The following is a 26872-nucleotide window of genomic DNA, read 5'->3' on the forward strand; positions in this document are numbered from 1 at the left end:
GCCAGGAGCATGATCAGGTTGCCCCAATGCTCGCAACTCGGCTCGTGCGAGATATCGCCCGGCTCATACCCGAAGTAGAACGCCTGCGAACCGCCATGCGAAAAGAAATTCCCGAGGAGGTCGGCATCGAAGAGCGCCGCCGGCATCGTCACTTCCGCGGTCGAGAGATGCGCCGAATAGCCGTATTCGGTGATGACGCGAGGAATCGAATCGGCGAGACCGGTCTTCCGGAGTTGCGACAATGCATCGGCGAGCATGCCGGGCGCCGCGGCGAGATTGTCCGCCGGATCGTCGCAGACGTCATCGAACGGATACCACTCGAACGACAGGAACTGGTAGTCCGCGACGCGATGATGTGCCTGGAGATATTCGAGAAACCGGCCGACCGGCGTCGGGTGTCTTGCCGGAGCCGCGGGGTCGGGCCAGATATCGAGCGGATCGTCGATGAGATTCTGGTAACTCGGCCCGCCGAGCCGCACCGCGGGCGCGACACGGCGCAGCGCCGCGGCAAACCGGACGTACAGCGCCCCGTAGTCCTCCGGCGTGATCCGTTGTCCGTCGGGCTCCTCGCCAAGCTCGATGCCGGAGATCGGGTAGCGGCGCGACCGGAGGAATCGGACTTCCGCCGCAGCGTTCTCCGGTGTGTCGAAGAGCAATCCTGTCGGGAAATAGACGGGACGATGGTTGGTGAGTCCGGTCTTCATCACGGCATCGATCCCTGGCTGTGCCGTGCTGCTGTCGATGTCGCTCGCACGATGCCACGGATCGGTGGATGACACGATGACCGCACTCTGCGTCGTCGGGAGGGTGTCGTGTTGGACGCCGTCGTGCAGCATCCCCCGTGCGTCGCGCGCACCGAAGTACACCTCGCGCAGCGCAAAACCTGCGCTGTCTCGCGGGTCGCCGCCGGATGCCGTGTGCGAACTCCGCGACATCACCACCCGGATGAATCGCGTGGTAACCGGCGTGTCGCCGAGGGCGAGCTCCGCGCTTCCGCCGCGGCTTTCGGTGATGGTGCCGTGCGGGAAATGCCGCCACCGCCCGTCGGGGTTGTAATCGATCGGCTGGGTCTGGTCGCCATCCCAGTAGTCGACGGTGTAGTCGAACGGATAGGGGTTCCCCCAGATGATCCGCGCCGCGTCAACCGGTTGCGCGTGCCGCAGGTCGATCGTGAACCACTGCGGATGCATCGATTCGGGATCGCCGGTAAAACGCGGATCGAGGTACGGATTGGTCTTCCAGAATGTGGTGGTATCGCCGTCGTCGATGCGCGAATAGCCGTCGTTGTTGGCGTCGTCGATCGTCCGGCCGCGTCGTGGCAGCCGATAGCCGAATGACACCGTGATCGGCCGCGGAGCCTGCGCGTCGGAGATCCAGTATCCGCGATGGTGCGCGGCGTCGCTCCAGTGCCCGGCCGGATTCCAGTGCCACGTTTCGATGCCGAGTTCGGTGCGAAGCCGGTAGGTCACCGGCCCGAAGCCGGCACTGCGCATGGCCGCGATGTTCTTCGGGGTGTAGATCCGGGGGAGGTCGTCGGCGTCGTGGCCGTCGAGCGCCGCGCCCCAGTCGCGCTTCGGGTCGAAGGTGGTGAGACGGATGGTCGTATCGATGCGCACAGTGATCGAGGGAGCCACGTGTGCAACCGCGCCGCGCTGGTGCCCGGCGAGGAGCCAGGTCGCGGCAGCGGCGAGTGTGGCGAGAATCGGCGATCCGATCGTCAGATAGTTCATCGAGGCGGTCTCGCCCGAAAGATGGCACGCCGCGCACGGTGCGGCACGCCGCGGGGAGCAGGGATTAACATCGACCGCCCCGGAAGGTCCTGAAACATGCTGGGGAACGGTCCCCAGCATCCACCCGCGAAGGGGAACGCTGATGTCGCGATCGAGACTGTTCCGCCACAGTGTGCAAGCCATGGCGCTGGGGGCACTCCTGGTCACCGCCGGATGCGCCGCCAGCATTTCGCCGTCCGGCGCCGAGGTGGTGGTGCGGCGCCCGCCACCACGACGCGTCGAGGTCCGCGGCGTTGCGCCGGGCCGCGGATATGTGTGGATCGACGGTCACTACGCCTGGCAGGGCGGCGACTATGTCTGGGTCGCCGGCCGCTGGGAATCGCCGCCGGCGCCTCGCCAGCACTGGGTTGGGGGACGGTGGGTCCACGCCCGCGGTGGCTGGTACTGGCAGGAAGGTCATTGGGGCTGAGCCGGGAATTCGGAGCGGGTGCATTCTCACTGGAGAGTGCACCCGCTTCACCATTTCGTGCGCAGGGCCGCCGCCGAGATCAGCTGCGCAGCGCGGCCTGCAACCATCCGAGTCCGATCACCACCGCCACCGCCTGACCCCATCGCGGCCACGAACGCCAGAGCACCGCGAGACTCACCGCAAGAACCAGCGCGGTCACCGCGACGAGCGGAAGGATGGCGGCGAGATCGGGCTCCGGCGTCCCTTCGACCAGCAGCGTCCTGCCGGCGAGGCCGATCGCAAGGGCAGCGACCAGCAAACCACCCACGGCGAAGACGTGTCGCAGCGGCGCGTTGATCGGCGCGCGTCGCCCGGCGCGACGCCAGCCGACCACGAGCAGCCCGATCACGATCAGCGAGAGATCGGCGATCACCAGAAACCGGAGCGCCGGCTGGGAGATCGATGGTGCGAGCTGGTTGCCGATGATCGATCCAGCAGCGCGAAGTCCGCGGTCGAGACCTCCACGCCATCCGTACGCCATCCGGTGTGGCCACGCTCCCCCAAGAAGTTGCGCGAGGAGGAGGACGATCACCGCAGGAATGAGCGCGAGAATCACACGCTGCCAGCGGTTGCGGTCACGCCACGGCGCCGTGTTGCCGCTCCCGGTTCCCTGCAGCAGCGCCCACGCCGCAGCGGCGAGCGGCAGTCCGACACCTTCGGTCGCGACAAAGATCCCGCCCACGGCGCCGATCGTTCCGTAGGCGATCGAAAATCGCGGTGCGTGAACCATCGTGGCGCACATCAACATCGCGACGGCGAGGAGCGGCGGACCGGCGAGGGACGACTCGTGCAGCCGCATGAATCCCGGCATCGCGGCGATCATCACGGCGGCGATCACCCCGGCGATCATCCCGCCCGCGGCATCGGCAACGAGCAGCGCCATCGCGATGGTGATCCCGCCGCAGATCGCGGGGAGGAGCGGCCCGAGATTGTCCGACGCGGCACTGGTGAGACCGGGAATGGAGAAATACCCCGTGCCGCGAGCGTGCCACCAGATCAGTGCGGCAACGACCACGAAGGCGACGGCGGCGCGACGCCGCCGCGCTCTCAGTGGTCTGCTCCGCTGGGATACCAGCGCTGGCCGGTGCGGGCCATCTCGTCGAGCACCGGCGCCGGTTCGAACCGCGGTCCGTGCGCCGCCGCCAGTCGCTCGAGTCGTCCCACCGCCTCGGCGGCACCAATAGTGTCGAGCTCGCGAAGCGGACCGCCACGGAACGCCGGGAAGCCGATCCCGAAGAGCGCGCCGATGTCGGCGTCGCGCGGCGTGCGGACCACGCCTTCGCTCATCGCCCGCGCCGCTTCGTTGAGCATCGCGAAGACGAGCCGGTCCTCGATCCTCCGGCGATCGGCGTCGCCCGCCTGCCGCACACCGAGGAGATGGAAGACGCTGCTGTCCGGGTCGGTCTTGTGGCCGTCCTTGTAGAAATAGAAACCACGCCCGTTCTTGCGGCCGAGGCGATCGTCCGCGCGCATCACGGCGATGACGCGGGACGGCGAAAGCCGGTCGCCCAGCGCCTGGTGCATCACCTTCCCCGCCTTTTCCGCGACGTCGAGCCCGACTTCATCCATCAGCGCCACCGGTCCGACCGGGAATCCCCATTGCGTCATCACGTCGTCGATCGTCTCGATCGGAATCCCTTCCTCGAGGAGATGGCCCGCTTCGTTGAGGTACGGCAGGAGGATGCGGTTGACCCAGAACCCCGGCGAGTCCGCCACCACGATCACGGTCTTCCCGAGGCGCCGGCCGAATTGCACTGCCGTCACAACCGCCTCCGCCGACGTCATGTCGGTAGGGATCACTTCGAGTAGCGGCATCTTCTCGACCGGCGAGAAGAAGTGCATGCCGAGGATTCGCTCCGGATGATGCGCCGCTGCGGCGATCTCGTGCACCGGAAGGGTTGAAGTGTTGGTGGCGATCACGGTCGAGATCGGCACCGCCGGCTCGAGTTCCTCGATCACCTGGCGCTTGACGCCGAGATCTTCGAAGACCGCTTCGATCACGAGATCGGTGGCACCGAATCCGTCGAACGCCGCGGTCCCCGAGAGGTAGGCCTTGCGGCGCACGAACTCGTGCGGCGTGATGCGCCGGCGTTCGAGCTGATGCGCCAGGATGTCGGTCGCCGCCTTGAGTCCGCGACCGACCTTCGCGAGATCGGCGTCCTTCATCCGCACCTCGACGCCGGCCTGCATCACCGCCGTGCCGGCGATTCCCGATCCCATGAAGCCGGCCCCGACGACGCCGAGACGGCGTACCGGACGCGGACGCGCCATCCCGGGGGGAACGCCGTCGTCCTTCTTGAGTTCGCTCGTCGCGAAGAAGATCTCGACCAGCCGTCGCGACACGTCGGTCATCGCCAGTTCACCGAACGCCTGCGCTTCCGCTTCGAGGCCACGGTTCACGCCGTGTTCGAGCGCGGTGCGCACCACCTCGATCGCCCGGAGCGGCGCGGGATAGTGGCCGCCGGTCTTCCTGGTCGTCTCTTCGCGCGCCTTGCGATAGACCATCCGCCGGCCGATCGGATTTCCGTCGATGAGGAACGACCCGTGCCGCCGGCGCGGCGGCTTGCCGCCGCGGCTCAGACGTTCGGCGGCGGCGACCGCGATGTCGAGGAGGATCGCTTCGGGAACGAGTTCGTCGATCAGGCCGATGGCGAGCGCCTTGCGGCCGCGTTCGTGCCGCGCCGTGAGGATCATGTCGAGCGCCGCGTGCGCCCCGACCAGCCTCGGCAGTCGCGTCGATCCGCCGGCGGCCGGGATCACGCCGAGCTGGACTTCGGGGAAACCGAGCACGGTGCGCGGATGATCGCTGGCGATGCGATAGGAGCACGCCAGCGCGAGCTCGAGCCCGCCGCCGAGACAGGCGCCGTGGATCGCCGCGACGACCGGCTTGGCGCTGTCGGCGATCCGCTGCATCAGCAGCTGGCCGTCCCGCGACAGGCGAACGCCTTCTTCCACCGATCGCAGCACGACGAACTCACCGATGTCGGCGCCGGCGATGAAGATGTCGGGCTTCCCCGAGCGCAGCACGATCGACTTGACGACCTCGTCGCCGTCGAGCCGCTGCAGCAGCTCCTCGAGTTCCCAGCCGATCGCCTTGCTGATCTTGTTGACCGTCTCATGCGGCGTATCGAAGGTGATGATCGCGACACCGCCGCGCCGCTCGACCGCGAACGCCGTCATGCCACGCGCTCCAGCACGACGGCGAACCCCATCCCGCCCTGCGCGCAGATCGAGATCAGGCCGAACTCGACGTTGCGCCGCGCCATTTCGTTGGCGAGCGTCGTGACGAGCCGCGACCCGGTGGCACCGAACGGATGCCCGACGGCGATCGACCCACCCATCACGTTGGTGATGTTCCAGTCGACGTCGCCCACCGGCCCCGGCAACCCGAGCCGTTGCGCCCATTCGGCCGAACTCCACGCCTGGATGTTCGAGAGCACCTGCGCCGCAAACGCCTCGTGAATCTCGACGAGCCCCAGCTGCTGCCAGGTGATGCCCGCGCGGCGCAACGCGATCGGCACCGCGTACGCGGGCCCCATGAGCAGCTGCCATCCCGGATCGACCGCCGCCACCGCGTAGCTCCGGATCGCCGCGAGCGGGCGATAGCCCATCGCGCGCGCCGTTTCCTCCGCCATCAGCAGCGTGGTCGATGCGCCATCGGTGAGTGGCGAAGAATTTCCCGCTGTCACCGAACCGTAGCGCTTGTCAAAGACCGGCCTGAGCTTCGCCAGCGCGTCGAGCGAGCTGTCGGCGCGAATCAGGTTGTCGCTGGTGAGCACCTGGTCCATCTGCGGACCGCCAAACCACGGCGCAATTTCGGCGGTGATCCGTCCATCAGCGGTGGCGGCGGCGGCGCGCTGATGGCTCATCAGCGCCACCTCGTCCTGCGCCTCGCGACTGATCCGGTTCTCCTTCGCCATCTTCTCCGCCGACTGTCCCATCGTCTCGCCGGTGCTCGGCTCCGCGATCGCCGGTGAGACCGGCCGGAGGTCGCGTGGGCGGATCTGGGCAAAGAGCGCGAGGCGTTCGCGCAGCGAGCGTGCGCGGCTCGCGGCGGCGAGGATCTGCGCCACTTTGCGCGTATGGAGCACCGGCACATCGGAAATCGTGTCGACGCCGCCGGCGAGAATCACGTCGGCGTGTCGCGCGATGATCTGGTCAGCGGCGTTGCAGATCGCCTGCGCACCCGAGGCGCAGGCGCGATTGAGCGTGTAGGCGGGAACCGTCTTCGGCAGCTGCGGGAGGAGCGCCACCTCGCGCGCGATGTTGAACACCAGCGGCGACGAGATCACCTGCCCCATGATCACTTCGTCGACCTTGTTCCCCGGGAGTTCGGTGCGATAGAGGAGCTCGCGGGTGCAGTGCCGGGCAAGATCGGAGGCAGTCGCATCGCGAAACGCGGTACCAGCTTTCGCGAATGGGGTCCGCAATCCGGCGACGACGACCGCCCGGCGCCCGGGTGGTGGGGTGAGCATCCGAAGAAGCTAAGGGGTCAAACCGGCTCGGGCCGGGGTTGGTGGCGGCTATCTTTCGACAGCGCCCAGATGATGGAGTTTGACGTGGTCCCAGTCGATCCCGAGCTGCCCGACGTGGCCGTTCCGGCCGAATTGATGTATCAGGCACTGCTCGAAGAGCAGGCACCGGTCCCGTTCGAGTCGAGACGGGTCTCCGGCCCCGCGGTTTCCGCGCCGAACGACGCGCCGGCCGCCGCACCGACGCCAACGGTCCCGGTCCCGGCCAACGCGGTCCAGCTCAAGGGACCGGCGCTCAAGCTGGCACAGAACATGGAAGCGTCGCTGGCGCTGCCGGTCGCGACGACCTTCCGCGATATCCCGGTGCGCGTCCTCGAAGGAGAACGGGCCTCGCTCAACGCCAGGCTCAAGAGCGCCGGGCGTCCCGAGAAACTCTCGTTCACCCACCTGATCGGCTGGGCGCTCGTCAAGGCGGCGCAGCAGTTCCCGATGATGGGGACGAGCGTCCTCAAGAGCGGTGGCGACAGCTACAAGGTCGTTCCCGAGCACGTGAACCTCGGCCTCGCCGTCGATGTGGAGCGGAAGGATGGCTCGCGCGGCCTCGTCGTCCCCGTCCTCAAGAAGGCCGACACACATTCGTTCGCTGAGTATCTCGGCACGTACGAAGGACTCGTCGACAAGGCGCGCCACAACAAGCTGATGCCCGACGACTTCGCCGGTGCGACGATGACGCTTACCAATCCCGGCGGACTCGGCACCGTCGCATCGGTGCCGCGGCTGATGCCCGGCCAGGGGACGATCATCGCCACCGGCTCGATCGCCTATCCGCCCGAGTTCTCGGCAATGGATCCCGGCGCGGTGCACCAGCTTGGCATTTCCAAGATCATGACGATGACGAGCACCTACGATCATCGAGTGATTCAGGGCGCCGAGTCGGGATCGTACCTCCGGCTCGTTGATCAACTGCTGCAGGGCGACGCCGGTTTCTATCACGATATCGGTGCGTCGCTCGGTCTCGGCGATGCACCCGCTCCGGCGACGCCGGCGCCGACATCGGCCGCGGCGCCTGCGTTGCAGTCCGCCGATCCGGCGATGCTCTCGCACGTCGCCGCAGCGATGGGGCTGGTGAAGGCGTTCCGCACCCATGGACACCTCGCCGCGAACCTCGATCCCCTCGGCACGCCGCCGCCGGGAGATCCGGCGCTCGATCCCGCCGCAGCGGGGCTCACTCCGGCGATCATGAAGGCAATCCCGGCGTCGGTCCTCGACATCGATCTTCCCGGTGCCTCCCTCGCCGACGTGCTGCCAAAGCTCGAGGCCACGTACTGCGGCACCATCGCGTACGAGGTCGAGCATCTCGCCTCGCACGAGCGGCGGCACTGGCTCCATCAGCAGATCGAGTCGGGCGCGCATCGCGCACCGTTGTCGTCGGAGGAATCGAAGGGGCTCCTCGCGCGGCTCACGGCGGTCGAGGGGATGGAACACTTCCTCGACAAGGCGTATCTCGGTGCCAAGCGCTTCTCGATCGAGGGCGTCGACATCATGGTGCCGATGCTCGATCTCGTGGTGGAGATTTCGGGCGAAGCGGGGATCCGTCACATGGTCCTCGGCATGGCGCACCGCGGACGCCTCAACGTCCTGGCCCATACCGTCGGCCGGCCGTACGAAGTGATCCTGGCCGAGTTCGAGGGGAACAAGGGCGATGCAACGCCCGATGGCGGCACCGGCGACGTGAAATACCACCACGGTGCCGACGGGGCGTTCATCACGAAGAGCGGGCGCGGCGTCACGGTCACGCTGATCGCCAATCCGAGCCATCTCGAGTTCGTCGATCCCGTGGTCACCGGGCGCGCGCGCGCGGAACAGACCGATCGCCACAATCCGCAGGTGGCGCGCGATCCGAGCGCCGCACTGCCGGTGACGATTCACGGTGACGCCGCGTTCCCCGGACAGGGCGTCGTCGCCGAAACGCTCAACCTGAGCAACCTCGACGGCTACAGCACCGGCGGGACGCTGCACATCATCGCCAACAATCAGATCGGCTTCACCACCGATCCGGGTGACGGACGTTCGACGCGGTACTCGTCGGATCTCGCCAAGGGATTCGACATTCCGATCATCCACGTCAACGCCGATGACGCGGCAGCGTCGCTCGCTGCGGTGCGGCTGGCGATGGCGTACCGGCTGCAGTTCCACGGCGACGTACTGATCGACCTGATCGGCTACCGCCGCCACGGGCACAACGAAACGGATGAAGCGAGCTTCACGCAGCCGATCATGGCGGCGGCGATCAAGGCCCATCCCACGCTGCGGCAATTGTACGCGACGTCGCTCGAACAAGGTGGCGTGATCGCCGCCGGCGAAGCCGACGCGCTGGTCGAACAGATGTACCAGCGGCTCCTCGAGCTGCAGACGCGGTTCCGCGACGCACGCGCCGAGGGCGGCCCCCCGGCGGCGGCCGCGCCGATCGTGCAGGCCAATTCCGATCTCGGCACCGGGCTCTCCGCCGAGACGCTGACCGCACTCAACGATCAACTGCTGGCGTGGCCTGCCGATTTCACGGTCCATCCCAAGGTCAACGCGCTGCTGCAGCGCCGCCGCACCGGCCTCACCACGCCGGGCGGCATCGACTGGGGCCATGCCGAAGCGCTCGCCCTCGCGTCGCTGCTCACGGAAAACGTTCCCGTCCGGCTCACCGGCCAGGATGTCGGCCGCGGCACCTTCTCGCATCGCCACATCGTGCTGCACGACGCCAGCAACGGGCACGCATACTCGCCGATGCAGGCGATCCCGGGTGCCAGGGCAACACTCGAAGTGCACAACTCTCCGCTCTCCGAGCTCGCGACGATCGGCTTTGAATACGGCTACGCACTCGCTGCGAGCGACACGCTGGTGCTGTGGGAAGCGCAGTACGGCGACTTCGTCAACGGCGCGCAGGTGATGCTCGATCAGTTCATCGCATCGGGACTGAGCAAGTGGGGCGTGACATCGCGGCTGACGCTGCTCCTGCCGCACGGCTACGAAGGGAGCGGCCCGGAACATTCGAGCGGGCGCGTCGAACGATTCCTGCAGGCCGCAGCCGAAGGAAATATCCGCGTCGCCAACTGCACGACGCCGGCGCAGTACTTCCACCTGCTTCGCCGCCAGGCGCACTGGTCGCTGCAACGTCCGCTGGTGATGATGACGCCGAAGTCGAAGTTGCGCAGCAAGGACGCCGGCTCGTCGCTCGCGGATTTCACCACCGGTTCATTCCGGACGGTGCTTGACGACGGCGTGATGAACGACCATCGCGCGTCGGCACGGGCGCTGGTGCTCTGCAGCGGCAAGGTGTATTACGATCTCCTCGCCGAGGCAACGAAGCGCGGCGACGAGCGGCCGCCGATCGCCCGCGTCGAGCAGCTGTACCCGTTCCCCGACCACGAACTTCGCGATCTCCTCTCGCATTACCCGTCGCTCACCGAAGTGGTGTGGACGCAGGAAGAGCCGCGCAACATGGGTCCGTGGACCTTCATGGAGCAGCGGCTCTCTCCGATCCTCCCGCCGGGCGTCTATCTGCGTTACGTGGGACGCCCCGAGCGTGCGGCACCGTCAGAGGGCTACTCCGCAGCGCACAACGCCGAGCAGGCGCGGATCGTGGCGGAAGCGCTTTCGGCCGGATCGTCGCCGGCAAAAGCGCGGGTGTAGCGACGTCAGTATTTGACTGACGCCCCGATCGTGACGATCGCCTTCACGTCGTCGCGGATGCTCTCTTGCGTGAACGTGCCAAGCTCCGCGAAGGGGCGCAGTCTCCCATTGCTGCCTTCAACGCGGACCGCCAACTGCAGGTCGGTCTTGTCGCCGAGTGAACCGCCGGCGCCGTTGCTTCCGAGATAGGTGAGCCCGGACCCGATCAACGACGTGAGGATTCCACTCTCTGCGACGCCAAGACGGACGGCATAGTTCGCGTAGATCTGCGCGTCGCTGCCCCGGCTGGAAAAGATGTACGTCCCGCCCACCAGTCCGCTGACGAAGGTCCCGTGCTCCGGCACGTTGCCGAGGTGGAGCATGGCACGCGCGCTCGTCGTCTTTGGGGCCCACTCCTCGAAGCGCTGGAAGTCGGCAAACACTCCGAGCGCCGTCGCATCGAAGTGCGAGAGATCACCCGAACTGATCCCGGGACGCAGGCCACCCTCGAAGACGACGCTCGGGGCTGCGACGACGTCGGCACCGATCCATGGATTCCCGATCGCAGTCGAACCGGGCTGATCGAACCCATCATCGTGCCTGTAGCTGATCGTCGCGTACGGGATCCCGACGGTGATTGAGACCTTCTGATTCACCGGGAATCGCCCGCTGGCGATGACTGCAATCGACCCGAACGAGATGTCGCTGCCCGACTTGAAGAACGGCTTTGCGACGTCGAGCGCGACCATCCCTTCGTCATCGGCCGTTCGCCAGAATCGTTGCGCCGAGAGCGATACCAACGGGAGAGCGACCATCACGCCGACCATGACCAGTTGACGGACTCGCATCGTGACCCCCGGATTCATGAGATGCCAGCGGACGCAGGCGCGCCCGGCTGAGGGGCGTCGCGTACTGCGTCTACAGTATCGGGATCAATCCGGAGGGAGAAGGGGACGTTCGCTGGCGTTCCGGGCGAGCGCCTTGAGCGGCTCGGAGAGATGATCGCCGTAGTGGAGGAGGAAGACTCCTCGCGACCGCTTCGCCATCAGGAAGGCGAGGAGCGGCGTGTCGGCTTTCGCCGCGTTGCAGGTGCGGCAGGCGAGGACGAGGTTGTCCGGCCGATCGTATGCCGACTGTCCTCGCCGCGGGCGAACGTGGTCAAGGGTGATCGTCTCGGCGGGAACGCGGGTACCGCAATAAGCGCACACTGCGCCGTGCCGCTCGAGCAGCCAATCGCGATGCGCACCGTACGAGCGTCCGGGAGAGCGACGAAGGCGGGAACCGCTGGAACCACTACTGCCACCGGCGTGTGCTGCTGGTGCCGATGATGCGGCGGCCTTGCCACCGCGACGTCTGGGTCGTGCCACGCAAATCCTTCTGAAAATCAGGTTATCCAGGCCGCCAAACGATAACGGCTCGTCCACAGAACGAAAAGCAGCGCCCCGAAGTTCTGCCGAGCTACGTCCGGGTGATGAAGAGGATCGCAGCGAGAGCGGCCACGGCGATCCCGACCATCAGCCACGGCGCCTGACGGCGGGGGCGGCTGTCGAAGAATCCCGCGTCGAGCATCGCCGGAAATTCGGAGGTACGGCGGGTCGGAATCACGTCGAGCACGTCGAGGATCTCTTCGGCGCTCTGCGGGCGCGCCGCAGGGTCGGCGGCGAACATCGCGACGCAGAGGTCGTCGAGCCGCGGTGGCACCCGGCGCCGGATCGCCGAGAGCCGCGGCGACCCTGGCGTCCGCATCTGACCGCTGAAGAGCGTCCATGCCAGCTGCGCCAGCGCATCGAGATCATCGCGGACCGAGACTCCCATCGAGAGTGCGGCACCGCCAAGCTTCACGCCGTCCGGATTCCATTGCACCGTGTCGAGCCCGATCGCCCCGTGGGTGAGCCCGGCTCGATGCATTGCGACGATCGCCCGCCCAAGATCGCGTACCGCCGCAACACCCTCCGAGAGAGGTAGCGGCGAGCGGACCACGCGGTCGCGAGCAGTGGGGAGTGCCGAGGCGGTTTCGAGAGTCCACGCCATGCCGTCGACCGCACCACACGACAACGGCAGTTCGAGCGCGGGATGCTCAAGCGCGCCGAGCCGGGTGAGACGCTCGGAGAGCGCGGCAGGGGTCGGTCCCACCGGCGGCGCCTGGTGCACCGAGACGATCATCGCCGCGCCGCCGTTCCGGTCGGCCGCTTCGAAAACTCGCAACCCCGGTGCACCGTGCACCTCGTCGCCGAGTCGTGCGGCAGCGCCGATCGCCAGCTGGACGCGCGCCCGCAGTTTGTCGCCCACCGTCCGTAGACCAGACATCTTCCTCGCCGATCGGAGTCGCCCCGCGCCAGGAAGGCACAAGGGATCAGCCAATCACTTGGCAGTAGTCATGCCAATGACCCGGCTTCCCGGCATGCCGTTGGCATGACGCCGGAGACGGCAGCCGCTGCGACGGGAGCACAGAGCGGGCAACTCCATGGTGGGGAATGAATTAGCTGGATTGCTGCGAGGCAGGCCAAGGGGTCGTCCAACCACCGGTAGCGAGGTCGATGGACCGTCGGGGAGATGATCACCTGCCGCTCCGATGCCTCGGCGTCGCTCTCGACTTGCGGGTACCGGGCACCCCGAACGGAATGCGCGCCGGCGAGCGGGTCGCCGGCGCGCATCACTTTCCCAGGGCTCGAACGCTCAGGGGGCGATCAGGCTCTTCAGCTGTTCCCGGATCTTCGGGTCGTCATTCCGTGAAAGGGCGCTCACCGCCTGGCGCCGGCGGCCGCTGGTTTCGGTCGGCGACTTGGCGAGCGCCAGGAGCCACGCGTTATTCGCTGTCCCACCCGCGTTCGCGAGTGCCGAGATGACGGCGTTGCGTTCCTGGTCGCTGTCGAGCGTGGGATAGAGGTCGCGGAGCGTCTGGTAGTCGTTACCGACGGCGTACTCGTTGCCGAGGCCGCGGATCATCGACGCGCGACTGTCGTCGGGTAGATCGGAGCGCTTCACCGCCTGGCGGATGAACTGCCGCGCGCGCGGATCACCCGAGTTTGCCAACGACATCTGCGCCGTCTTCGCCACCCACAGATCGGCGTCGCCGGCCATCGTGATCAGCAGTGGTACCCCTTCGCCACGATCAAGATTGCCGAGGGTCGACATCGCCTGACGGCGCGTCGTTTCACTCTCGTCGCGGTCGTGGACGATCCCGTCGAGGGTCCGCTGCACCGTCGCGGCGCCGACCCCGCCCGGTTCTTCGCGGCGCCGGGCGAGCCAGCTGATCGCGCTGCTGCGGATGTCGCGCGAACGGGTCTGATCGGTGGCGAGCCGCAGGAGTTGCGGGGTGACCACCGCGCTGTCGGCGAGGATCGCGGGCTGGATCGCGTCGCGCGCCGGACGCCCTTCGAGGGTCGCCGCCTGGTTGATCAGCCAGCTCGCTGCATCGCGAGCGGAGACGGCGCCGAGATCCTTGCCGCCATCAGGATCCTGCGCCAGCGGCCCGGCGTACGTCTCGATCCGGATGATCTCGGTGCCGAAGCGCACGACGACGACGCGCACCGGCCCGCGGGCGCAACTTTCGTCGCCATCCGCCCCGTTGTTGTAGCTGCTGAAGTAGCCGATCCCCATGTCGGAGGCGCGATAGAAATTGCGGCCGTTGCCGCAGACGCCGTCACGCGAGGCGAAATGGAACTGGACCGTGCCGCCACCCGCGCCGGCGAGGGCGCGATCGACCGATTGTCCCATGGCGATCGCGGGGACGATCACCAGCGACGCTCCGAGAAGGAGACTCCGCGACGCGCCGCGCATCAGTGATCGACCAGCTGCAGGAGCGCCGCACTGGCGCGTGGATCCTTGCTGCGGGCCAGCGCCGAGATGGCACTGCGGCGCATCATCGGATCGGTACCGTTCTTGGCCACGTCGACGAGCTTGTCGACCGCCGCCGGCTCCTTGCGCTGCGACAGGAGCTGAATCACCTGCTCGCGGATCGGGCGCTCCGGCGACGTGTCGTACATCCGGCCGAGCGTGGCAACATCGAGGGTACGGCCCGCTTCGCTGAGCGCTTCGCTGCGCGATTCGAGCGGTTCATCCTCGTTGCGGACCAGGGCGAGCAACCACTGGCTGCCTGCGTCGCCGCCGGAGCGCGCGACGGCCGAGATGATCCGTTCCTTGACGCGGGCGTCGGTGGTCCTGGTGTAGAGGGAGCGCAGCCATGCGGCATCATCGGCGCTGATCCGGTCGCGATCGAAACCGTCGATCGCACTGAGCCGCACCGCTTCGTCGGTACCGTTGTTCTCGATCATGGTGCGCACTTCCGACCGCGCGCGCGGACTGGAGCTCTGGCTCAGCGCGCGTGCCGCCATCCGCTTCACGTCGCTGCTGGTGTCGTTGCGCGCGATATCGATCACCGCACCGATCGCCGCGTCGCTCGTCGAGTGGGAGAGGTATTCGATCGCCGTCATCCGGACCGCCGATGACGGATCCGACTTGGCCACCGGGATGAGCGTCGACACCGCGGCATCGTCATGCGAGTTCGCGATGACCATCAGCGCGTTGCGACGGAGCGGCACCGAGCACTCGTCGCGGTTGGCGAGGATCTTCGCCGCCATCTGCCGGCCGGTCGCGGGGTCGTTCTGCATCAGGGCGCTGAGCGCCTCGGCCCGCACCGACTGCTCTTCCTGGTCACAGCTGTTCCCGCCGGCCGACAGCGCGCGCTTCACCGCCGCGTCGTTGGCGAGGCCACGCGTCGAGAGGACGTTGGCGATGCGGGCCGCGAGTGCGGCAGCGTCGTCCTGGGTGTGCGACCGTCCAAAGAGATTGGCACTCTGGTAGGCGAGCTGCGCCTTGTCGGCGGAACCGACGTAGACGCTGGTCGTCGTGCCGTTCAGCGTTCTCGCCGCCGGTCGATCGGATACACGGCGGTCGTCAGTTTCGGTCGGCTTGCGCGCCGCCAGGACCACGAGTGCTTCCTGCAGTTCCGGCGTCCCGCCGATCCGATAGAGCGAGAACGCCTGCCAGTATTGCGCGTCGCCGACGTACGCCGAGTTGGGATACTTCTGCGGCAGCGACTTGAAAAGATCTGCGGCGTGGCGGTAGTCGCCGCGGTTGAGCTTGTCGCGTGCATCGCGGTAGAGCGAATCGGCCGGATCGTTCTGCGCCCATGCCACCGGTCCGCCGGAGAGATAGCTCCCCCACGAACCGAGGGTGGTATTCAGCGACGCGAGCTTGGCATCGGCCGCGGCGAGCTGCGCGTCCTGCCACGCGAGCGACGCGCCGAGATCGAGGTTCATGTCGCTGCTGATGTACGCGCCGGTGTAACTCTTGTAGTCGTAGTTGAAATCGTACGGAGCGACCGCGCTCGGCGCCCACACTGACGTCATCGGTGCCGGCGTCTTCGATGCGCGGGGTGCGACGGGAGCGGTCGCCGGCGGGACCGGTGTCACCGGTACCTGCGCCGCCAGTGCGCTCACGGCAAGGAATGGAATGGCAATCTGCAGTCGGAACATGGCGGGTCCCCTAGAATTCGTCCTGAGTGAGGTCGGCGGCCGCGGTGCGAAGGCGCGGCACGATGTCGTGTTCGTCGACCGCCGTGCGAATGAACTGGATCTCGTCCCTGCGATGCTCCGGTTCGAGGCGCGCCACCTGGGCGAGCACCAGTTCGAGGTCCTGGAGCAGATTGCGAAGCCGCGGATCGGCGCCGATCGGCGCGTCGAGCAGCAGCCGGGTCGTGGTGAGCAGGCGCGCGCCCTCGCGGGTCAGCTGCGGATCGAACGGCCGCGCCGTCGAATCGGTGCGGAGCGCGGCGAGGAGGACCGCGGTGCGGCCGAGGAGGTCTCCCATCTCGACCTGGTTCGGATCATTCGCTGCGGCGGGAATCAGCGCGCCGGACGCGGTAGCCGCTGTATGAACCGCTGGTGTGGCTGACCGGCGGCCCCAGAGCCGCCCGCCGGCGACACCGATCACCAGTGCCGCGGCGGCGGCGATTCCCACCGCACTCCACCCCGGTGCGCGACGCGACGGAGCGCGAAATGCTTCGGCCAGGACGCGCTCCCAGATCGCATCGAGCGGCAGATCGTTCTCCACGCGCCAGCTGCGTGCCGCCTGCTGCAGTGCCTGGTCGAGCTGCTGTTCATCCATCCTGATACTCCTTCCCATGCGATGCGAGCAGGTCCCGCAGTCGCGCCCGGGCTTCCGACACCCGGCTCTTGCTGGTTCCTTCGGCGATCCCCAGCGCCGCGGCGATCTCGACGTGGGTATATCCCTCGATCGCGTGCATCACGAGCGCGATGCGAAGCCCTTCGGGAAGTGCGTCGATGGCATCGCCGAGCGCACGCTGCAGCGCAGGGTCACTCGGCTGCTCGGTCCCGCGATCACTGGCGTGCTCCAGATCGACTTCACGGCTCCGGAACCGCTTCACCTTGCGCAGCGTGTTGAGGCAGGTCGTGACCGCCACGCGGTGCAGCCAGGTCGTGAACGCCGATTCGCCGCGGAACTGCCCCAGCTGCCGGAACACCCTGACGAAGACATCCTGCGTCAGGTCGGAGGCGAGGTCGCGGTCGCCGCACATCCGATAGGCAAGACGATGGACGCGGCCGGCGTGCCGGTCGTACAAGGTCCGCGCTGCCGCGAGGTCACCGTTCACCGCGAGGGCGACAAGCGACCGGGTCTCTTCCCTGTCGTCGGCCGGCCCGGCCGCCACGATCTCGACACTCTGCATCTTCCTGGCAGGGTTGGACACGCGACGCTCGCAGAGGGTTGGGAGGGAAGCCACCGTTAGCTTACACCGGCACCGAAACAGCTGCTTCTGCGCCGGATGATGTCCGGCCCCACGTGACCGTCGCATTCCAGCGAGGACCATGACGAAGCGCCGCGCGCGCCCCGCTGCGCCCGCACCAGTCGCCGCGCCGCCACCGCCCGATACCACCAGATTCTTGCGCTGGGAAGGGCCGCTCTTCGTCGGGATCGCGGCCGTGCTGGTCATCGCGCTCGGCTATCTCTCGCGCAAGGCGATGAACCCCGACGGCGTGTCGTATCTCGACCTCGCCGACGCAGTGCGCCGCGGCGACTGGACCCACCTGGTGCAAGGATACTGGTCGCCGCTGCTGCCGCTCATTGCGGGCGCGGCCGGCGGCGTGCTCGGCCTCGGACACTCCGCGTCGATCGCGCTGGTCCACGGGATCAATGTCGACGCCGCGATCATCGCCCTCGGCATACTGTTCGTCTGGGCCCGGCGGATCGAATCACCGACGATGCTGGTGGGATCCGTGGCGGCGTTTTTTCTCGCCAGCGCCGGAATGCCCCGCCTCGAAGCGGTGACACCCGACATCATCCTCTTCGCCGTGATGATCGCGCTGAGCTATGAACTCGCCTTCCATCACGGCCGCCGATCGCTCGTGACCGGGATCCTCCTCGGCGCGGCGTATCTGGTCAAGACCAGCTGCTGGCCGTGGCTCGTGGTGACGCTCGTCGTCCGCCTCTTTGCCGCGCGCGATCGCGATGCGCGCACTCTGGTGCTGCGATCGACCGGCATCTCGCTGATCGTGATGGCACTGTGGATCGTTCCGCTGAGCATCAAGAGCGGCAGGCCGACGCTCGGATCATCGGGGCGCCTCAACTATTCCTGGTATATCGACGCGAACACCTCGAGACTCCCCGACGTCGATCTCGGCGGCAACGGCGCCTATCGCGAAGTACGCGCGCCCAACAATCAGCTGGTCACGGTCGCGACATTCAACGATGCGGCGTACTGGACCTACCAGCCGTGGGGTGACCCGACGTCGTGGGCGCAGCAGGTCACCACCGAAACCGGCGGGTCACCAACGGTGGTGGCGCTGATCGCCTACTGGCTGCGACAGAGCGGCCGCATCATCGGTCTCTGGCTCCTGCCGATGGTCGTCACGGTGCTGCTACCGATCTGGTACCTCCGGCGGCGCGACGGACTCTGGCGCGATGCCCTCGGCACCGACCGCGACGCCGCCGTGGTGACGGTGCTCGGCACCGTCGGGGTGCTCCAGTTTGCCGCGATCCACGCCGAACCGCGCCTCATTGCGCCATTCGCGATGATGCTGGCGCTCGGGGCGCTGCAGTGGTGGTGCAGGCCGGCCGCGGTGCCGATGACGACGAGGCTCCCGCGCAGCGGTCAGCTCGCGATGATGTCGATCGGCCTGGTCGCGGGAGTGGCGTTCGCGGTGCCCAAGTTCGTTGAGGGAGTGACATCCGCCGCGCGACTCGACGTCGTCACTGAGAAGCTCGAAGAAGTGCGGGCACGTCTCGGCACCGGTGATGCGCCGATCGACGTGGCGATCGTCGGCCCCGCCGCACCGGTCCTGAGTGCCGCCTATCTCATCGGTGCGCATATCACGGGGCAGGTGCTGCCGCGGTCGGCGCGGATCGTCGAATCGCTGCCCACCGAGCAGAAGTCCGCTCTGCTGACCCAACTCTTCGGCTCGCGCGCGGTCCTCGTCTGGGAATCGCAGGACGACGGCGCCATGCAGATGCTGCTGCTGCCTAGGTCGTGACCACCCGCGCCATCGTGAAGCCGTCGTACCCCTTCGATCCCACCGTCTGAATCGTCGTCGCCACGACACGCGCGTCGCGAGACAGCGCATCGTTGAGTCGCCGCACGCCGTTCACGTTGGGATCGCTGCTCGCGGTGTCGACGATCTTGCCCTCGCGCACCACGTTGTCGACGATGATCACGCTTCCCTTCCGCGCCAGCCTGACCGCCCACTCGAAATACTCGGGAATCGACGGCTTGTCGGCGTCGATGAAGATCAGATCGAAGCGGCCGCCGTGCTCCTGCTCGAGGAGTGCCAGCGAGTCGAGCGCGCGCCCCTCGCGCAGGTCGATCTGGTCGGCAACGCCGGCGCGTTCGAAGTTGCGGCGTGCCACCGTCGCGTGCTTCTGATCGACTTCGAGCGTGACGATGCGGCCGCCCGGCGCGAGACCGCGCGCCATCCAGATCGTGCTGTAGCCGGCGAGGGTGCCGATCTCGAGGACGCGTGACGCCGCCATGATCTGCGTCAGCAGCATCAGGAACTTCCCCTGATTGGGCGCGACGTTGATCGCCGGCATCCCGGCTTCGGCGCCGCTGGTGAGGGCCGCGTCGAGAAGATCGTCGGGGCGGACGATCAGCTGTTCGTGGTACTTGTCGACGTTGGTCCAGGTCTCGTGATCCATCGGGCGCTCCGGGTGTGGAGCGGGAAAGATATCCGGCGGCCGATCCCTCGCTTTGCTCGGGATGACATCGGTCGGGATGACGCCTCAACGCGCGATGTAGTCGTCCATCAATCGCTGCATCATTGCCTTGCCGGCGTGCAGGTCGCCGGGACCGACCTGCCCAGTCTGTCCGATGACCTGCCGGCCGACGTTGTCCCAGGCAATCTCGCCGTTGGCCTCGTTGACCCATCCGAATCCATCGGAGAAGGTGAACCAGGCCCATGGCTTGATATCCTTCGCGAAGAGATTGCGGCTCCACGAATAGGCGCGCGCATCAAGGCCCAATTGCGAGAGCAGCGTCTTCGGAATGTCGGTCTGGACGCCGAGCTGGTGCACCACGGTATCGCGAACGGCGAGCGCCCCGCCGACCCAGAGCATCGGAATCGAATAGAGCTTCCAGCGCAGAATGTCCTGAAGTGAATCGAGGACGGGGAGGCGATGCCCATGATCGCCGGTGATGATGATCACGGTACTGTCCCACCACGGCTGGGTCTTCGCGTGGCGGATGAAATCGCCGATGCTGCGGTCGGTATACGCGTGTGAATTGAGGAAGAGCGACCGTTCGTCACGCCCCGGGATCACCGTCGCCATCGGCACCGTGAACGGCTCATGACTGCTCAGCGTGAAGAGTGTCACGAAGAAGGGGCGATGCATCGACGGGATATCGGTCGCGAGACGTCCGAGGACGATGTGATCGGGAGCGCCCCAGTCGGAGAGCCAGTCGCTGCGGGGAAACGCGCCCTTGGTCACCATCCGGCCGAACCCCGCCTGCAGCACGAATGACTTGAAGTTGGTGAACTCCGGATCGCCCCCGTAGTAGAAGGTGCTGCTGTATCCCGCCCGGGCGAGGTCGCGCGGCAACCCCGGAAGCGACGCGCTCTTGCGCGGATGCTGGATGATTTCCGTGGTTGGCTGCGCCGGGTATCCTGCAACCACGCCGGTGAGCCCTTCGGGTGATCGATCGCCGGTGGCGTAGAATCGGTCGAAGAGCATCCCTTCGTGCGTCAGTGAATCGACGTTCGGCGTCACCCCGGGAACGCCGCCGAGTCGCGCGACGATCTTCGACGTCATGCTCTCCCAGATGATCACGATGACATTCGGCCGCGGCACTCGAAGGAGATGGATCGCAGCGACGTCGCTGCTGGCGCGGAGCGAATCGGCGGTGCGCACCGCCTCGGCGGCGGGAAGCATCACGTCGGGATTGTCGGTACGGTAGGTCCGCCACCAGACCGAGTCGAAGAAGTTCCACGCCACGTTGATCGCGGCCTGGTTGGCGAACGCGTTGTGCGAGAAGTAGACGGTGCTCTGCGTCATCGGCATCTTCTGGATGCCGCCGCGCGACGGATAGTAGAGTCCCCACGTCAGCAGTCCGCAGAGCACCGCAGTGCCGAGGGACGCGGGAATCGACAGCCGCTGCCACGATGCGACCATCGGCCACCACCACCGGAAGTACGCCATCAATACAATCGCGACCAGCACCACGAGGATCACGGCGAGGAGCTTGATCGGCGCGGACCCGGCCGAGGCGAGCATCTCGCGCGGCGTGTTGAGATAGCGGAGCACCGCGTCGTCGATCCGGAATCCCCACTCGCGGAAGAGCTGGAGGTCGATCGTCGCGAGGAGAAGAAACGAAATCATGAGCAGCAGCGAGACGGCGGTGACGAGCCGCGCGGCGAACTTCGGCGCCAATCCGGAGAAGAGACCGGTGAGGACGAAGGCAATCGCCGCGGGGAAGCACGACGCCGACATGTCCATCCGGGCGCCGTAGAGGAAGATCCCGCCGACGTTCAGCAACCCCGCGCGCGCAGCCTCGGTGTGGTGATAGAGGACGAAGGCGACACGCAGCAGGGTGAAGAACGCCATCCACATCGCGAAGTACGCGATGCAGAACTTGAGGCGTTGCAGCATCGGTCTACTTGATCGTCGCCCCGACCAGTTGTGCGACGGCACTCAGCGTCGTTTGTGCGGCGTTGAGGCCGAGCATGAAATCCTTGTCGGAATAGGTGGAGAAGACGTCGGTCGGCTGGTGCCACTGCGGATCCCATCCGGTCCCGATCTGCGCCAGGCGTTCGTCCTCCCGGAGCGACAGCGTCGCGGTGAGATCCTTGAACGGATCGGAATCGGTGTTGCTCATGTGGTCGCTGACGGTCGCCGGATAGGTCGTGGCGTACTTCTCGTTCGAGGTGCGGAAGTACCAGGCGAGCTTCTGCGACGAATCGACCATCTTCGACGTCCCGGCGAATTCGATATTGACGTCGGCTTCGGGGCGCTGCTCGGGATTCATCGTCCCGTCGGCACGCGGCATCCCGTGATCGAACATCATCATGTCGTGCTGGATCATGCCAAGCCAGCGCGGCTCCGGATACTTGCCGGAGCCGGCGGGATCTTCCTTCCCCTGCAGACCCTGGCGCTGTTCCACGTACGCCTTGCTCCCGTTCAATCCGGTTTCCTCGTTGTTCCAGAGGATGAAGCGGATCGAGCGGTCGGTGTGCACGTCGGGCGATGAGAAGACGCGCGCCAGCTGCATCACCAGCGCCGACCCCGAGCCATCGTCGTTGGCCGCGGCGCCGAATCCGTGACCATCCATGTGGCCGCCGACGATGTACATCTCGTCGGGGTGCGTCGTGCCGATCTTGGTGCAGTAGACCTCCTCGCGCTCGCCCGGCTCGTCGGGCTGCGCGTCGATGCGCCGGAGGGTCGTGTCCGGCTGGCGCATCGGATCCATGTTGACGCCGGTGGCGGTGCGCACGCCCTTGAGCACGTCGCCGCCGCGATCGGTCGCCCCGGGTTCGTACGGAATCGGAGTGCCGGCAGCGCGCGGCGTGCCGCCACGGCCGGTGCGCGTCGAATCAGGTGGCCGAATCTGCCGGCCGGTGTACTGGTACTTGATCCGCTCGGTGTTGGTGCAGCCGTAGCTCTTGAGCTGCGCCTCGATCCAGTCGATCGCCGCGCGATTGCGGTCGGTACCCTGCCGCCGGTCGCCGAATCGCGTCAGCCCGCGCACGTTCTCCTTGTATTGCCCCAGCGTGAGGCGCGAGACGAGGGTGCGAACCGGGTCATCGGCCTGCGGCGCACTGGTCCGTGGCTGGCCGCCCTGGCCCGGGAGTGCAGCGGGTAGACTCCACGCCGCAACCGCGGCGAGGGCAATGGCAACAGTGGAACGCACGTGGTACTCCGGATCGTGGTGAGTGAACGACGGAACGATACCATCGAGTGAGCTGATGATGCACTCCCCGCACTGGGTCTCCAGATGGCGCGTCCTATATTCGGAACCCATGAATCCGAATCGTCCGCTGGGGATCTGGCTCGCCGTCTGGGCGGGGATGCTCTTCGTCCTGATCCTGATCGGCGGGGCGACCCGGCTCACCGAGAGCGGGTTGTCGATCACCGAGTGGCAGCCGGTGGCGGGGGTGATCCCGCCGCTGACACAATCGCAATGGAACGACGAGTTCTCGCGCTACAAGGAAATCCCGCAGTACCAGGCGGTCCACGCCGGGATGACCGTCGACCAGTTCAAGACGATCTTCCTCTGGGAATACACCCATCGCCTCTGGGCGCGGCTCGTCGGTGTCGCGTTCCTCGGTCCGCTGCTCTGGTTCCTCTTCCGTGGCATGGTTCCACGCAACGTGCGCGGCCGTCTCTGGCTGCTGCTGATCCTCCTCGGCGCGCAGGGCGCGCTCGGCTGGTTCATGGTGTCGAGCGGATTGAGCGGGCGGATCGAGGTGAGCCAGTACCGTCTCGCCGCTCACTTCTCGGCGGCACTCCTGATCTATGGTGCGACGGTGTGGATGGCGGCAGACTTTCTCGTCGATCGGCATCCGGTCGGGCACGCCAGCGAACCGCGACTGAGGCGCTGGGCCGGAACGTTGACCGGACTCGCGGTGGTGACGGCGATCGCCGGCGCGTTCGTGGCGGGCTTGCGCGGCGGACATGTCTTCAACACCTGGCCGCTGATGGGCGGAAGTGTCGTGCCGCCGGGATACACAATGCTGTCGCCGTGGATCCGCAATCCGTTCGAGAATCCCGGGGCGGCGCAATTCGACCATCGCTGCCTGGCGTATCTCACCGTGATCAGCGTGGTGCTCTTCTGGATGATTGCGCGCCGGCATCAACTCGGCCGCCATCAGCGGATTGCGCTGGGGCTCTTCGCCCTGGCTGCGGTGGGCCAGGTCTGTCTCGGGATCGCGACGCTGCTGCTGATCGTGCCGATCCCGCTTGGTATTGCGCACCAGGGAGGTGCGATCGTCTTGATTACTGCTGGATTGGTGGCAACGCACGCGCTGAGAACCGAACAAGTCCCCAACCAACGGTAGCACTCCGCCGGGAGGTCGCTTCAAACCGTCGACAGGGACCTTCAACAGTTGAACAGGGCGTTCCGCTCTGGTGACAGCGGAGTTCGCGAGGCGATCACCACGCTTCATGGAAGACACACAGCGGTTCAAGTGAGTCACACAGCGCTTCAAGTGAGTCACACAGCGTTCCAACTGTGTCACACAGCAGTTCAACCGTGTCACAGGGCATTCCAACAGTGTCACACGGCGTTCCAACAATACCAAACCCGATTTCGCGGACTGATCAGCGCGTTCATCGGAAGAATCGGCGCCTCCCGCGTGCGACATCCAGCGGGTCGTGACTGTTTCATCGCGCTTCATGTCGGTCATTCGACGCTTCATGACGGACAGAGGCTGGCGATCGGCATACGAAGCGCCGCAGATGGTAGAAAGACAGCGTCGATCGGTTCACGAAGCGCGGTCCAGGTGCAACCGACAGCGTCGGGTGACGGGCATCGCATCGTCGGGGTCGCCGTCCCGGCGATCCGTTGTAGAATGAGCGAGGTCCGTCATCGGATCCGCGAGTTCCGCTGACGAATCACGTCACTTCGTCTTCCAATCAGTCGACTTCGCGACGGAGTGTCCGACGTTTTTTGTATTAATTCACGACAACAGTGTCCCTAAATCAGGACACTCCTGACACCCCCGTTTTTCGTATCTCGCGACTGCACAATCACTTGCACTTTGGCACACCGGTCGCATGAACAGGCTGCGGCCGGGTGCCCTGGGCAGCCGGCATTCCCATTGAACATTCCGCTGGATCACTGGTTCGCATGGCCCCAGGGGCCTGTGCGAATCCCCTTGAGTGGAGGAGTATATGAAGTCGACAACGCGCAGGAGACTCTCGATGGCGCGCCGGGTGCTGGAATTCGTGCTGGCGCACCCGCAGACGGACACCGGCTACGCCGCGGTGGTCACGCGTCTGCAGCAGGAAGTCGCCCAGGCCGACACGGCCGGGGTACAGCAGGACAGCGGGATCGAGCGGGAGCATGCCGCGATCGGGCGGCGGACCGTTCTGCGCGACGCGGTGCGATCGCAGCACCTCGTCCGGCTGTCGCGGATCGTCAAGCGGGCGGCGAAGGAGCACCCGGAGCTGTATGGCCGGTTCACGCTCCCGACCCATAACACGCCGAACCGTGGCTTCCTCAACAAGGCGAAGAGCATGCTCGCCACCGCGACGGAGATGAAGGACGTCCTGAGCACCCTCGGCCTGGGTGACACCTTCATCGACGAGTTGACCCAGGCGGTCGCGGCACTGGAAGGGGCGACGACGGATGCGCACGTCGCGCGGAATGACCATGTTGGCGCCAGCGCGCAGCTCGACCAGATCGCATCGGTCGCGGCTGTCGATGTGAGCGTGCTCGACACCTTCGTGAAGCGGATCTACGGCAATGATCCGATGACGATGGCGGCGTGGCAGAGCGCCAAGAACATCGCGGGACCGTTCAGGAAGGGCGAGGAAGCAGAGACGCCGGAGCCCGCGCCGGCACCTGAACCGGTGGCACCGCCGCCGGTGCCGCCAGTCCCGTCAGCGGCGGGTCAGCAGTAACAAGGTGTTGAAGAGAAGCAGGATGACACGAATCGGCTGATGCCGCTTGCATGATGGAATTGGACGCGAGCGGCATTGGCTGAGCGTGCCGTCAGGGAACAACCTTACCGACCACCACCACGCTCCTCAACCAGTCGCATCGACTCACGGCTGACGAAAATCTGTGCCGCAAACTGTTCGCCCCAGCCGAGCGGCGTCACGTCGCGATACTCGCGCAGCGGCCCGCCACCGTGCCCTTCTTCCAGCCTCGCCCTGATCGACGCGCGGATGTTCGGATCGGCGCCGCGAGCGAGGAGGAGCCGGGTAAACGCTGCGTCATCGGGACGCCCCTTGCCGTAGTTCACCCAGAAGTTGTGCTGCGATACGACCGTCGAGAAGAGCGCGGTGTAGCCACCAAAGCCATCGGCATCGACGGCCGCCCGCGCGTCGACAGGCATCCCGTGATCGAGGAGCCACGTCGCGATCTCCAGTTCGTCGAAATACGCGGCGATGTGCAGCAACGTCGTCCCGGCAACCGGCGTTCCCTGCGCAGTATACGGCTCGCGGAGCCGGGTCATCGGAAAGACGTCGGCGACGTCGAAAGTGCGCGTGAGCAGATCCGGATCGCGGGCGAGGTGTGATTCGAGGAGGTCGATCCGGCCGCGATGGAGCGCCATCACCGGCGTGTCGGGGAGCTCGAGACCGTGTTCGACGTACATCGCGAGGATGCGATGCTTGGCGTCAGGCTTTCGCGAGTCGGAGCCGAGCAGATGCTCCATCGTGTTGATGTCGAGCCCCTCCGGCGGGATGCGAACGCCTAAGGCGAAGAGGGCGGCGGTTCCCGCGTCGTTGAGGGTGTATGCGGGTCCGGTGAGGGCGCGGACGTCGAGCGGCGGACGACCGGCCATCTCGTAGATCATTTGCAGCGTGCCGGTCTTCCCCTGGAGGGCGGCGCGGCCCGCGGCCGACAGCAGGTCGGTGGCACCCATCTGGTGGAGCATCCGGATAATCTCGTCGCGGCCGAGATTGGCCGCGTAGGTCAGCGGCGGTCCCCAGTTGCTGTCGGTGCGAATCAACACCGGCTCGTGCAGGAGATGCGGATTCGCCGTGATGAGCGATCGGACGGTGTCGATCGAATCGTCGCAGATCGCGCGCGCGAGATTCACCCCCTGGACAAGGCGCGGCCAGCTCGTCGCCTGATAGGAGCGCGCCAGGACGAGTTGCGCATCGGCAAGCTTTGCTGTCGAGGGGTCGACCGGATCGGGGTGATGTTCGCGGAGTTCGGCGACGGCGATGGGATCGCCGGCGTGGATGGCGCGAAGGAGTTCCTTCGCCTGGCGGTGCAGCTGATCGAGGTCGGGATGAACGGGAAGGCGGCGGACGGGCATGACGATCCTCCTTGAGGTCGCCCTGGTCCGCTGACGGGCTAAGGAGGTTCGGGATGTATCCGG

Annotated in this window: 20 protein-coding genes; 5 read left to right on the forward strand and 15 right to left on the reverse strand. The window is 66.7% G+C overall.

Annotation, left to right across the window (positions count from 1 at the left end; translation table 11 throughout):
- Window positions 1–1730, reverse strand: a 1730-nt coding sequence (locus VGM20_09900; GenBank protein ID HEY4101177.1) for a discoidin domain-containing protein, incomplete at its 3' end; no start/stop codon positions are given.
- Between the two features lie 181 nt (window positions 1731–1911).
- Between VGM20_09900 and VGM20_09905 the strand changes: the two genes are divergently transcribed.
- Window positions 1912–2199 (forward strand): YXWGXW repeat-containing protein, encoded by a 288-nt coding sequence (locus VGM20_09905; GenBank protein ID HEY4101178.1) that lies wholly within the window; start codon window positions 1912–1914, stop codon window positions 2197–2199.
- A 79-nt stretch (window positions 2200–2278) separates the two neighbouring features.
- Here the strand turns inward: VGM20_09905 and VGM20_09910 are convergent, their stop codons facing one another.
- From VGM20_09910 to VGM20_09920, 3 genes are read right to left on the reverse strand one after another with little or no spacing between them, the layout of a single operon-like run.
- A complete protein-coding gene (locus tag VGM20_09910; protein ID HEY4101179.1) occupies window positions 2279–3253 on the reverse strand; it encodes a hypothetical protein in 975 nt (324 codons plus the stop codon).
- Between the two features lie 32 nt (window positions 3254–3285).
- Window positions 3286–5418 (reverse strand): 3-hydroxyacyl-CoA dehydrogenase NAD-binding domain-containing protein, encoded by a 2133-nt coding sequence (locus VGM20_09915; GenBank protein HEY4101180.1) that lies wholly within the window; start codon window positions 5416–5418, stop codon window positions 3286–3288.
- On the reverse strand, window positions 5415–6713 hold the full coding sequence (locus VGM20_09920) for an acetyl-CoA C-acyltransferase (protein HEY4101181.1): 1299 nt from the start codon (window positions 6711–6713) through the stop codon (window positions 5415–5417). The genes VGM20_09915 and VGM20_09920 overlap by 4 nt, the downstream gene beginning before the upstream one ends.
- Before the next feature lie 69 nt (window positions 6714–6782).
- On the opposite strand from VGM20_09920, the gene VGM20_09925 reads away from it, so the two are divergent.
- Entirely contained in the window at window positions 6783–10394 is a 3612-nt protein-coding gene (locus VGM20_09925) for a multifunctional oxoglutarate decarboxylase/oxoglutarate dehydrogenase thiamine pyrophosphate-binding subunit/dihydrolipoyllysine-residue succinyltransferase subunit (protein ID HEY4101182.1), read from the forward strand.
- 5 nt (window positions 10395–10399) lie between these two features.
- Here the strand turns inward: VGM20_09925 and VGM20_09930 are convergent, their stop codons facing one another.
- The 7 genes from VGM20_09930 to VGM20_09960 form a co-directional block, all read right to left on the reverse strand.
- Complete coding sequence (locus tag VGM20_09930) at window positions 10400–11221, reverse strand: hypothetical protein (protein ID HEY4101183.1); 822 nt, start codon at window positions 11219–11221, stop codon at window positions 10400–10402.
- A gap of 84 nt (window positions 11222–11305) precedes the next feature.
- A complete protein-coding gene (locus VGM20_09935) occupies window positions 11306–11740 on the reverse strand; it encodes an HNH endonuclease signature motif containing protein (GenBank protein ID HEY4101184.1) in 435 nt (144 codons plus the stop codon).
- Between the two features lie 91 nt (window positions 11741–11831).
- Entirely contained in the window at window positions 11832–12680 is an 849-nt protein-coding gene (locus VGM20_09940; protein ID HEY4101185.1) for a hypothetical protein, read from the reverse strand.
- 369 nt (window positions 12681–13049) lie between these two features.
- Window positions 13050–14153 carry a HEAT repeat domain-containing protein gene (locus tag VGM20_09945; protein HEY4101186.1) on the reverse strand — a complete coding sequence of 368 codons (1104 nt, stop codon included), beginning with the start codon at window positions 14151–14153 and terminating at the stop codon, window positions 13050–13052.
- Window positions 14153–15850: a HEAT repeat domain-containing protein gene (locus tag VGM20_09950; protein HEY4101187.1), complete on the reverse strand. Its 1698-nt coding sequence runs from the start codon at window positions 15848–15850 to the stop codon at window positions 14153–14155. The genes VGM20_09945 and VGM20_09950 overlap by 1 nt, the downstream gene beginning before the upstream one ends.
- 10 nt (window positions 15851–15860) lie before the next feature.
- Window positions 15861–16481 (reverse strand): hypothetical protein, encoded by a 621-nt coding sequence (locus VGM20_09955; GenBank protein ID HEY4101188.1) that lies wholly within the window; start codon window positions 16479–16481, stop codon window positions 15861–15863.
- Window positions 16474–17082, reverse strand: a complete 609-nt coding sequence (locus VGM20_09960; GenBank protein HEY4101189.1) for an RNA polymerase sigma factor — start codon at window positions 17080–17082, stop codon at window positions 16474–16476. The genes VGM20_09955 and VGM20_09960 overlap by 8 nt, the downstream gene beginning before the upstream one ends.
- Before the next feature lie 118 nt (window positions 17083–17200).
- On the opposite strand from VGM20_09960, the gene VGM20_09965 reads away from it, so the two are divergent.
- Window positions 17201–18862, forward strand: a complete 1662-nt coding sequence (locus VGM20_09965; protein ID HEY4101190.1) for a hypothetical protein — start codon at window positions 17201–17203, stop codon at window positions 18860–18862.
- Here the strand turns inward: VGM20_09965 and VGM20_09970 are convergent.
- The 3 genes from VGM20_09970 to VGM20_09980 form a co-directional block, all read right to left on the reverse strand.
- Window positions 18852–19523 (reverse strand): O-methyltransferase, encoded by a 672-nt coding sequence (locus VGM20_09970; GenBank protein ID HEY4101191.1) that lies wholly within the window; start codon window positions 19521–19523, stop codon window positions 18852–18854. The genes VGM20_09965 and VGM20_09970 overlap by 11 nt on opposite strands.
- 84 nt (window positions 19524–19607) lie before the next feature.
- Window positions 19608–21470 carry an LTA synthase family protein gene (locus VGM20_09975; protein HEY4101192.1) on the reverse strand — a complete coding sequence of 621 codons (1863 nt, stop codon included), beginning with the start codon at window positions 21468–21470 and terminating at the stop codon, window positions 19608–19610.
- Between the two features lie 4 nt (window positions 21471–21474).
- The gene (locus tag VGM20_09980; GenBank protein ID HEY4101193.1) at window positions 21475–22728 is read right to left on the reverse strand and encodes a M28 family peptidase; all 1254 of its coding nucleotides are present in this window, start codon (window positions 22726–22728) and stop codon (window positions 21475–21477) included.
- A gap of 109 nt (window positions 22729–22837) precedes the next feature.
- Between VGM20_09980 and VGM20_09985 the strand changes: the two genes are divergently transcribed.
- Window positions 22838–23875 (forward strand): COX15/CtaA family protein, encoded by a 1038-nt coding sequence (locus tag VGM20_09985; GenBank protein HEY4101194.1) that lies wholly within the window; start codon window positions 22838–22840, stop codon window positions 23873–23875.
- A gap of 835 nt (window positions 23876–24710) precedes the next feature.
- The gene (locus VGM20_09990) at window positions 24711–25442 is read left to right on the forward strand and encodes a hypothetical protein (GenBank protein ID HEY4101195.1); all 732 of its coding nucleotides are present in this window, start codon (window positions 24711–24713) and stop codon (window positions 25440–25442) included.
- A 104-nt stretch (window positions 25443–25546) separates the two neighbouring features.
- On the opposite strand, the gene VGM20_09995 is transcribed toward VGM20_09990, so the two are convergent.
- A complete protein-coding gene (locus VGM20_09995; protein HEY4101196.1) occupies window positions 25547–26809 on the reverse strand; it encodes an ankyrin repeat domain-containing protein in 1263 nt (420 codons plus the stop codon).
- Between the last annotated feature and the right edge of the window lie 63 nt (window positions 26810–26872).

The sequence above is a fragment of the Gemmatimonadales bacterium genome (genome assembly GCA_036500345.1).
GTDB lineage: Bacteria > Gemmatimonadota > Gemmatimonadetes > Gemmatimonadales > GWC2-71-9 > Palsa-1233.

Bases quoted from the DNA above. Each gene is read 5' to 3' on its own strand.
- VGM20_09945 (HEY4101186.1), bottom strand. From the start codon at position 14,153: ATGCGCGGCGCGTCGCGGAGTCTCCTTCTCGGAGCGTCGCTGGTGATC.
- VGM20_09975 (HEY4101192.1), bottom strand. From the start codon at position 21,470: ATGCTGCAACGCCTCAAGTTCTGCATCGCGTACTTCGCGATGTGGATG.
- VGM20_09955 (HEY4101188.1), bottom strand. From the start codon at position 16,481: ATGGATGAACAGCAGCTCGACCAGGCACTGCAGCAGGCGGCACGCAGC.
- VGM20_09915 (HEY4101180.1), bottom strand. From the start codon at position 5,418: ATGACGGCGTTCGCGGTCGAGCGGCGCGGCGGTGTCGCGATCATCACC.
- VGM20_09965 (HEY4101190.1), top strand. From the start codon at position 17,201: ATGACGAAGCGCCGCGCGCGCCCCGCTGCGCCCGCACCAGTCGCCGCG.
- VGM20_09930 (HEY4101183.1), bottom strand. From the start codon at position 11,221: ATGCGAGTCCGTCAACTGGTCATGGTCGGCGTGATGGTCGCTCTCCCG.
- VGM20_09990 (HEY4101195.1), top strand. From the start codon at position 24,711: ATGAAGTCGACAACGCGCAGGAGACTCTCGATGGCGCGCCGGGTGCTG.
- VGM20_09905 (HEY4101178.1), top strand. From the start codon at position 1,912: ATGGCGCTGGGGGCACTCCTGGTCACCGCCGGATGCGCCGCCAGCATT.
- VGM20_09920 (HEY4101181.1), bottom strand. From the start codon at position 6,713: ATGCTCACCCCACCACCCGGGCGCCGGGCGGTCGTCGTCGCCGGATTG.
- VGM20_09925 (HEY4101182.1), top strand. From the start codon at position 6,783: ATGATGGAGTTTGACGTGGTCCCAGTCGATCCCGAGCTGCCCGACGTG.
- VGM20_09995 (HEY4101196.1), bottom strand. From the start codon at position 26,809: ATGCCCGTCCGCCGCCTTCCCGTTCATCCCGACCTCGATCAGCTGCAC.
- VGM20_09970 (HEY4101191.1), bottom strand. From the start codon at position 19,523: ATGGATCACGAGACCTGGACCAACGTCGACAAGTACCACGAACAGCTG.
- VGM20_09940 (HEY4101185.1), bottom strand. From the start codon at position 12,680: ATGTCTGGTCTACGGACGGTGGGCGACAAACTGCGGGCGCGCGTCCAG.
- VGM20_09985 (HEY4101194.1), top strand. From the start codon at position 22,838: ATGAATCCGAATCGTCCGCTGGGGATCTGGCTCGCCGTCTGGGCGGGG.
- VGM20_09950 (HEY4101187.1), bottom strand. From the start codon at position 15,850: ATGTTCCGACTGCAGATTGCCATTCCATTCCTTGCCGTGAGCGCACTG.